Source organism: Paenibacillus sp. PastF-3 (assembly GCF_029893135.1).
Classification (GTDB): Bacteria; Bacillota; Bacilli; order Paenibacillales; family Paenibacillaceae; genus Paenibacillus_AQ; species Paenibacillus_AQ nitricinens.
The window spans coordinates 1-7,642 of sequence record NZ_JARXWM010000039.1 but is presented as its reverse complement, the minus strand read 5'-3'; the positions used below and the strand labels follow the sequence as shown (position 1 = coordinate 7,642).

General features: G+C 44.4%; 7 protein-coding genes. All 7 read left to right on the top strand.

Features of this window, described 5'->3' with window-relative positions; translation table 11 throughout:
- Window positions 1-203 precede the first annotated feature (203 nt).
- Genes M2444_RS33380 through M2444_RS33350 form a run of 7 tightly spaced genes read left to right on the top strand, consistent with a single transcriptional unit; the run spans window position 204 to window position 7,406 of the window.
- Window positions 204-1,820, top strand: coding sequence for an ABC transporter substrate-binding protein (locus M2444_RS33380; protein ID WP_280789138.1), 1,617 nt, complete (start codon window positions 204-206; stop codon window positions 1,818-1,820).
- Window positions 1,817-2,806: an ABC transporter permease gene (locus M2444_RS33375; RefSeq protein WP_280789137.1), complete on the top strand. Its 990-nt coding sequence runs from the start codon at window positions 1,817-1,819 to the stop codon at window positions 2,804-2,806. The genes M2444_RS33380 and M2444_RS33375 overlap by 4 nt, the downstream gene beginning before the upstream one ends.
- Window positions 2,803-3,669 carry an ABC transporter permease gene (locus tag M2444_RS33370; protein WP_280789136.1) on the top strand — a complete coding sequence of 289 codons (867 nt, stop codon included), beginning with the start codon at window positions 2,803-2,805 and terminating at the stop codon, window positions 3,667-3,669. The genes M2444_RS33375 and M2444_RS33370 overlap by 4 nt, the downstream gene beginning before the upstream one ends.
- On the top strand, window positions 3,666-4,433 hold the full coding sequence (locus tag M2444_RS33365) for an ABC transporter ATP-binding protein (RefSeq protein WP_280789135.1): 768 nt from the start codon (window positions 3,666-3,668) through the stop codon (window positions 4,431-4,433). Before M2444_RS33370 ends, M2444_RS33365 begins: the two co-directional genes overlap by 4 nt.
- Window positions 4,424-5,197 (top strand): ABC transporter ATP-binding protein, encoded by a 774-nt coding sequence (locus tag M2444_RS33360; RefSeq protein WP_280789134.1) that lies wholly within the window; start codon window positions 4,424-4,426, stop codon window positions 5,195-5,197. Before M2444_RS33365 ends, M2444_RS33360 begins: the two co-directional genes overlap by 10 nt.
- A complete protein-coding gene (locus M2444_RS33355; RefSeq protein WP_280789133.1) occupies window positions 5,194-6,252 on the top strand; it encodes a pyridoxal-phosphate-dependent aminotransferase family protein in 1,059 nt (352 codons plus the stop codon). Before M2444_RS33360 ends, M2444_RS33355 begins: the two co-directional genes overlap by 4 nt.
- A 2-nt stretch (window positions 6,253-6,254) precedes the next feature.
- The gene (locus M2444_RS33350) at window positions 6,255-7,406 is read left to right on the top strand and encodes an amidohydrolase family protein (RefSeq protein ID WP_280789132.1); all 1,152 of its coding nucleotides are present in this window, start codon (window positions 6,255-6,257) and stop codon (window positions 7,404-7,406) included.
- The last annotated feature ends 236 nt before the right edge of the window (window positions 7,407-7,642 follow it).

Genomic DNA, 7,642 nt, shown 5'->3' with positions numbered 1-7,642 from the left:
GATGGTACTTGGACCGAAGGGTCCTGGGAGAGTAGGACGTTGCCAAGCACGCAAGACCACTGTTGAGTCATCGACAGTGGTCTTTTTGTTGTATTTATTTACTTAAAGGGTTAGTACGATTTAAATTTTGTTTGACAGACTACAGTGTTTAACCCATAATACAATTCATACTAAACATATATGAATTGTAGGGGGAATGGAGTATGTCATATTTTAATTTATCTTTAAAGAAGCCGCTTCTGTTTGGGGCAATATCAATATTACTATTGATGGTAATCGCGGGTTGCTCCGGATCTACTAATAAGGCTGATTCCAATAAGGAAGCTTCGGAAAATGCGAGTGCAGCAACTCAGAGTCCTCAAGCAGCAGAGCCGGCAGCAGGAGGAACCTTCGTCTATGGTCGGCCTGCTTCTGTAACCTCGCTGGATCTGCATAACCAGATTACGTCCAACAATGCTTTTGCTATCGACAAAGTATTTGAATCATTGGTTGCTTTTGACAGCAAGGGCGAAATTGTAGATTGGCTTGCGAAGTCACACAGTATTAGTGAGGATGGATTGACGTATACTTTTGAACTTCGTGAGGGTCTGAAGTTTTCAAACGGTACGGATGTGACTGCGGAAGATGCTGTATTCTCCCTTGAGCGCCACTTGAAGGTTGGTGGCCCACTGGCAATATCTGCAAAGGTGGACGCAATCAAAGCGCAAGATAACAAAACGCTTGTTATTACGCTTAAAGAGCCTTATACACCATTTATCTCAGAGCTATCCAATTTTTCAAATGGCATCTTGCCTAACCATTTTGGTGGAGTTCCCGAAGAAGAATTCTTTAAGAAGCCCATCGGAACGGGGCCCTTTGTCGTTGAATCATGGGATACAGCGGGTGATCTGACCTTCACTAAGAATAAATTCTACTGGCAAGAAGGTAAACCATATATTGATAAGCTAGTTTATAAGTTGATTGAGGATGATAGTCAAGCAATCAATCAGCTGAAAGCTGGAGAAGTTAATGCTATTGAATCTTTAGCGCTGCAAAATGCTAATGAGATCAAAGATGGAGCTGACACAAAGGTAATTACTAATGGTAGTTGGGTAACAGAGCAATTGTTCTTTAATACGCTGGATGAACATTTTTCGGATGTGCATGTTCGCCGCGCTCTGGCTCTGGCGCTTGATCGTGAAGGCTTGACCAAAGCGTTAACCTTTGGATATGCACAGACGGCAAACTCATTGCTGCCAACAACGATTCCTTACAACTCCAATGATACAATTAAGGCTCTGAACTTCAATGTCGAGGCGGCCAAGGAGGAGCTTGCTAAATCTGCCTTCCCTAATGGATTCACTACTAAATTACTTGTAGCTTCCGGCAATAGTACAAGAGCACAAGAAGCACAAATTATTCAGGCAGCGGGTCAAACGATCGGAATTACAATTGAGATTGAGTCGATTGAGCTTGCTACTTTCCGTGAACGGTTCTTTGCATATGATTTCGCCGCAATGCTCAACAGCGGTCAAGCCGACTCCCCAGAAGCGAACTCGATTATTGCTTTTCAAACTGATCCGGAAGGCTTCAGCAAATCATATTGGACCCATTATACGAATGATGAAGTAACGAAGCTGCTATATGAGGGCCAAAAAACAGCGGATGGCGATGGCCGTGCGCAAATCTATACTAAACTGCTGCAGACACTTGCTGATGAAGTGCCGTATATTCCGCTTTATTATCCAGATGTTCTGAAAGGTATCCGTTCTTCAGTCGACGGCCTTGTTGTTCTACCTAACGGCAGCGCCCGTTTCGAAGATGTCCGCATCAGCCAATGACGAATCTTAAGCAGGTGTTAAATCAACCGAGAGGAAGCAAAGACTCTTACAACTGGCTTGTGATATCACTTATAAAAGCGCTGGCAGTAATCTGCTGCGTAATGATAGCAGTCTTTTTCATCATCCGGATTGTGCCTGGAGATCCAGCTAAAATGATATTGGGAGAATACAGTACCCCTGAGGCGCTTAAGAGTATGCATCATACTCTTGGGCTGGACCTCCCTTTGTGGGAGCAGTTCCTGCGATTTCTGAAGACGCTATTTACTCAGGGGGATACCGGAAACTCCATTGTTATGGGTACATCAACAAGAGAGTTGATTATGCAGCGAGCCCCTGTCACATTGTTGCTCATAGTAATAGCGTGTGTGTTGGCGATTTTGGTATCGCTTCTGCTTGCTACAGTAGCAGCTACGCATAAGGATAAACTGCTGGATCATTTAATACGTATTTTTCCTACAATAACTTTGGGTATGCCAATCTTCTGGGTTGGCTTACTTTTAATTTTGCTCTTTAGTGTCCGGCTTGGCTGGTTCCCCGTTGGGGGAGTAAGTGAAGGGTGGATTGGAACCTTGCACAGTCTTGCACTTCCGGCAATCACCGTTGCTTTCTCACAGATTCCTACGCTGGTCCGTTCGTTAAGAGCACAGATGCTTGAAGTGTTAGAATCGGATTTTGTAGTTACACTTAAGGCTGCCGGAATACCAAGCAGGGTTATTTTATTTAAACATGTGCTGCGTAATTCGGCTCTTCCAACACTGATGCTGATGGGTGTGAATATTTCTTATCTAATCGGCGGCACATTGGTCGTTGAACAGGTGTTTGGAATAAAGGGAATTGGCAGCTTGTTATTCACTTCAATTTCGAAACGGGACTTTCCGGTTATTCAAGGAATAGCACTTTACTGTGCGTTAGCTGTTGTGATCACCAGTCTCTTGATTGAAATCATTTCTTGGTGGCTTGATCCCAGAACGAAGGGAAAACAATGAAAACTATAAGACTAGAGCCAAGAATGTATGAGGGTGGCAAGATGACTAGTGGCTTAAAGCGAATATGGAATACCCCTTCACTTCTAGTGGGAATTATTATGTTTGCAGCTCTTATGTTCTTGACTGTATTCATAGCGTATATAAGTCCCTATGATCCCTCCGAGCAAAATTTGAGTGCCTTTCTACAGCCTCCGTCAGCCGAGCATTGGTTGGGAACAGACCAACTGGGACGTGATCTGTTTACTAGATTGATTTATGCAGCGAGGACGGATTTAAAAATCATGTTCTTGGCAGAAATCATTCCCTTTTGTATAGGTGTGTTTCTAGGAATGCTAGCAGGATATTACGGCAAATGGATTGATACAGTTATTACGCTGCTGTCAGATACGTTGATCGCTTTTCCTTTTTATCTAATCGTCATTATCGTGGCTTTTGCCAGTGGAGCAGGAGAACGAGGCATCTATATTACGTTTATCCTTGTAGGTTGGATTGTTTTTGCTCGTGTAGTGAGAGGTCTTAGCGCATCTTTTCGCAATCAGGAATGGGTGGCATCCGCTCAAACCTTAGGGCTACCCGGAGTAAAAATTATTTTGCGTCATCTGCTGCCCAATGTGCTTCCGCAAGCCGTGGTCGTTCTTATGACAGACATGATTGGATTGCTTGTTGCCATTGTTACACTAGGGTATCTTGGGATCGGTATTACACCGCCAACTCCAGACTGGGGAACTATGATCTCGGATGGACAACCCTTCATCACTACAGCTTGGTGGCTCTCAGCTGTCCCAGGATTTGCAGTGGTGTATACCGGAATAGCTTTGTCGCTCCTAGGTGATGGTTTGGCAGACATATGGAGGAAAAAATGATGTCTATACAACCCATTTTAGAAATAAATGCACTATCGCTGGCTGCAAAGTCAAAAGAGAGATTAGTCAACAATGTTAGCTTTTCGCTGAGCAAAGGGGAGAGTCTAGGATTAGTAGGTGAGTCGGGTTCAGGAAAATCGCTTACGCTGCGTGCAATTCTGGGACTACTTCCAAATGGTGTTGAACAGACAGGTGGCACCATTAAGAGTGACGTAAGCAGTGCGATGGTGTTTCAAGACCCGAGAAGTGCGCTTGATCCACTCTGTATGGTTGTCAATCAGCTGGCTGAAGTCGTGTATTACAGACAGAGAGTAAGCCGAAAGGCTTCGCGAATGATTGCGCTGGAGCTACTCGAAAGACTTGGTCTCCCTGATTCTTTAAAGAAAAAGGACCGATATCCAAGTCAGCTGTCAGGCGGTCAGTGTCAACGGGTAGTCATCGCTTTGGCACTGGCATGCAAGCCAGGCATTCTTCTCTGTGATGAGCCGACAACGGCGCTGGATGTCACGGTTCAACGGCAAATTATTGAAACGATCACGAACCTCCAGCAGGAGCTCAGTTTTGCCATGGTTTTTGTAACCCATAATCTCGCGATTGCAGCCAGCTTATGCTCACGCCTATGTGTAATGAAACAAGGGCAGATTGTTGAGCATGGTGCTACCCTTGATATTTTGCAAAATCCATCCGACCCTTACACACAGATGCTGATTGATTCGGTGCTTCCTTTGCCAGAGCTTGAAGGGAGTAGAGACTTATGGAACTAGCCTTGCAAATAAAAGATTTAACTGTTCACTATGGCGGATTTACTGCACTGGATTGTATCAATCTGAATCTTGAGCAGCACACCACTCTTGGACTTGTTGGTGAATCCGGCTCAGGCAAATCTACGCTGGCTCGAGTAATTGCTGGACTGATTGCCCCGCATGAGGGAAAGATCCTGTTAGGTACCCAAGAGTTAAAAAAGAAAAGAAGCCGGGAGCATCGTAAAATAATCCAGATGATCTTTCAAAATCCTGATGCATCGCTGAATCCAAAGCATTCGATTAGGCAAATTCTTTCCGAGCCCTTATTGTTTCATAAAATAGTGGGACGTTCGGGCGTTGAGCAAAGATGTAAAGAGCTTTTGAACCAGGTTCATTTGGAGCAAAAGGCTTTAGATAAATTCCCTCACGAATTTTCTGGTGGTCAGCGGCAACGGATAGCGATCGCTCGTGCATTAAGCGTTGAACCAAATATCCTGATCGCCGATGAACCTACGAGCGCGCTGGATGTATCTGTGCAGCTTAGTGTGCTCGAGCTGTTCAATACGCTGAAAACTGAGCTTAATCTCACTATGCTTTTTATTTCCCATGATCTAGGAGTTATCAATGCAATTAGCGATACGGTAGCAGTTATGCGGCAAGGAAAGCTCGTGGAGCAGAGTCCCAAGGATCAATTCTTCATCCGGCCTAAACATGAATATAGTTACGAGCTGTTGTCGGCGGTTCCTAAAATGCCAAAATCAAGTACATCAGGAGGTTTCTTATGAGCCCAGAACATAATATACATGTGCCACTTTCAGTGACTGAGTATAATAAGCTTACACAATTAATTTCTACAATCTTGTTTACTGAGCATCCACCAGTTATCATCCCAGCTGAGGCAATTCTGGGAATCGAGGCAGTGGCTGCAGGAATAGCCGCGCCTGGTCGAACCATTGTAAATGTAGTAACAGGTCCCTATGGAAGTCTATTTGGAAAATGGCTTGAGCGGGGAGGAGCAACGGTAATTGAAGTAAAGGTTCCTTTTGATGAAGTGGTCACTGGAGACCAAGTTGCTTCCGCAATTAAAGAGTTTAACCCTTGTGCCCTTTCCTTTGTTCAGGCTGAAGTGGTTACAGGTGGATCTAATCCGGCTAAAGAAATATTCAGGATTGCAAAGGAGTACAATCTCATTACTGTGACGGACTCGGTTTCTGCGGTTGGGGGAGAGGTGTTACTGGTCGATGAATGGGGAGTTGATTTTGCTGTGATAGGCGCGCAAAAAGCCTTGGCTGGACCTAACGGCGTTAGCGCCGTCAGTATTTCACCACGTGGCTGGAAATTTCTTGAGTCTAATAAAAATGCACCACGTAACTCCATTTTGTCCTTGCTGGATCTCAAACCTTCGCTGGATGGCGCCGCGCCACTACGAGTTGCTCCAAATATTCCGACATTAGAGGCTAGAGCTTTGATCCTGACCTTGACACGAATTGAAGAAGAGGGATTGGAGCAAATCATTCAGCGTCATGAAAGGGCTGCAGCTGCTACATTAGCGGGTATAGAATGCTTGGGGCTTGAGCCTTGGCAAAAGGACAGCAGACATTATTCTACACTGACTACAACGGTTCGGATTGGTGGAAGGCAAGACTTGCAGATCGAAAAACCTATAGGCATTGTGGCTCCAGGAGACGGAGAATTATTTGGACATCTTTTGCGGATCAATCATTTTGGAACAAATGCTGCTCGTAAAAGTGTAGAGGAAGCCATGTCAACGCTTGCTGAGTTGTTGAAACAAAACCCTGATCAGGCATTACAAGCTGTTCGGCTGGCTTGGGGGGAATGAAGATGATCCATAAGCATCCAGAGCTACATACATTCATGGATATTCATATAGCAGGCATCGAAGGAAAACGTTTTAATGTTGTGATCAAGGATGGCTATTTTTCATCTATTACTGAAGCGGAGCCGCAACAAAATAATACAACTCCTACAGGCACAGAACTATGGATAACGCCTGGTATTATTGATCTTCATACGCATCTTGCTTGGACAGACTTTGATCATACGGACCAATTGAAGCGCGACTCCCATCAGATCGAGGCCATGCAGGCGCAAGCATTTGAGGCTACTCTAAGGACTGGTGTAACGACTGTACGGGATGCAGGAGGAATTACCCCCAGCACAGTGAAGCATCTTGTTCAGCAGTATCAGCAGCCTTTAAGAGTGCATACGAGCAGTGAGATGCTTGGAGCAGCAGATGCCCGTGGAATTAAGTATTTGGAACAACGGATGGCGCAAATCTTTGCTACAGGAGCGGGCTGGATAAAAATCATGGCCACAGGCGGTCTTGGGGCACCCACCGAGAAAGTCGTAGATCCGATCTTTTCCGAAGAAGAGTTCGCATTCATTGTTCGTAATGCACATGCTTATGATAAGAAGGTACTGGTTCATACCTGGGGTGGAGTAACGATAGACTGGTCCATTCAGGCCGGCGTGGAATCTATAGAGCATGGGATGTTTCTAACTGAAGATCAGGCAGGGAGACTTGCTAGTTCAGGGGTGGCTTTTGTACCTACTACATCTATCTATCGCATTGCTGCAGATCCGAAAGGCGTTCTAGCCTTGAACCCGATTATTTGCGAACGAGCTGCCCGCGCTGCTGAATCGCATTCCAAAGCCATTAATTATGCAAAAAGAGAAGGCGTTCGTATAGGATTCGGTACAGATTATGCTACACCTTCATTACATGGTTATAACCTTCAAGAGCTGGATACGTTGATTGATTATGGCTTAACACGCAAAGAAGCATGGCAATCTGCTACTAAAAGCGCTGCTGATATTCTAGGGAATGGAAATGAGCTGGGGCAGATTGCAGAGGGTTTTATTGCAGATGCTGTTATTTTCAATGTTGATCCATACCAGGCCTATAATGCGGAGATACTTCGAAACAGTATCGTTTCCGTAATTACTGGAGCGAAGGAAGCGGAATTAATTTAGATTCTTTTAAGCTCTCTTCTAAAAACAACTGATATCTTTTGCAGTTGTTTTTCTTTTATATTATGGAATGTATACAAGGCAACAGTATATAAAGATAGAGTGTAATCATTAATACTTGATTTATGGTTTTTAAATATTTGAAAAAAAGTGTTGCAATGAATCTCTATACATGATATATTCTAAGTCCGGCCAAGAAATACACATGCCGAGCTCGAAAAAGAAGTTAAAAAAAGAGC

What these genes read in the sequence shown, in the direction of transcription:
- M2444_RS33380 (WP_280789138.1), top strand. Translation starts at nt 204, where the DNA reads ATGTCATATTTTAATTTATCTTTAAAGAAGCCGCTTCTGTTTGGGGCA.
- M2444_RS33375 (WP_280789137.1), top strand. Translation starts at nt 1,817, where the DNA reads ATGACGAATCTTAAGCAGGTGTTAAATCAACCGAGAGGAAGCAAAGAC.
- M2444_RS33370 (WP_280789136.1), top strand. Translation starts at nt 2,803, where the DNA reads ATGAAAACTATAAGACTAGAGCCAAGAATGTATGAGGGTGGCAAGATG.
- M2444_RS33365 (WP_280789135.1), top strand. Translation starts at nt 3,666, where the DNA reads ATGATGTCTATACAACCCATTTTAGAAATAAATGCACTATCGCTGGCT.
- M2444_RS33360 (WP_280789134.1), top strand. Translation starts at nt 4,424, where the DNA reads ATGGAACTAGCCTTGCAAATAAAAGATTTAACTGTTCACTATGGCGGA.
- M2444_RS33355 (WP_280789133.1), top strand. Translation starts at nt 5,194, where the DNA reads ATGAGCCCAGAACATAATATACATGTGCCACTTTCAGTGACTGAGTAT.
- M2444_RS33350 (WP_280789132.1), top strand. Translation starts at nt 6,255, where the DNA reads ATGATCCATAAGCATCCAGAGCTACATACATTCATGGATATTCATATA.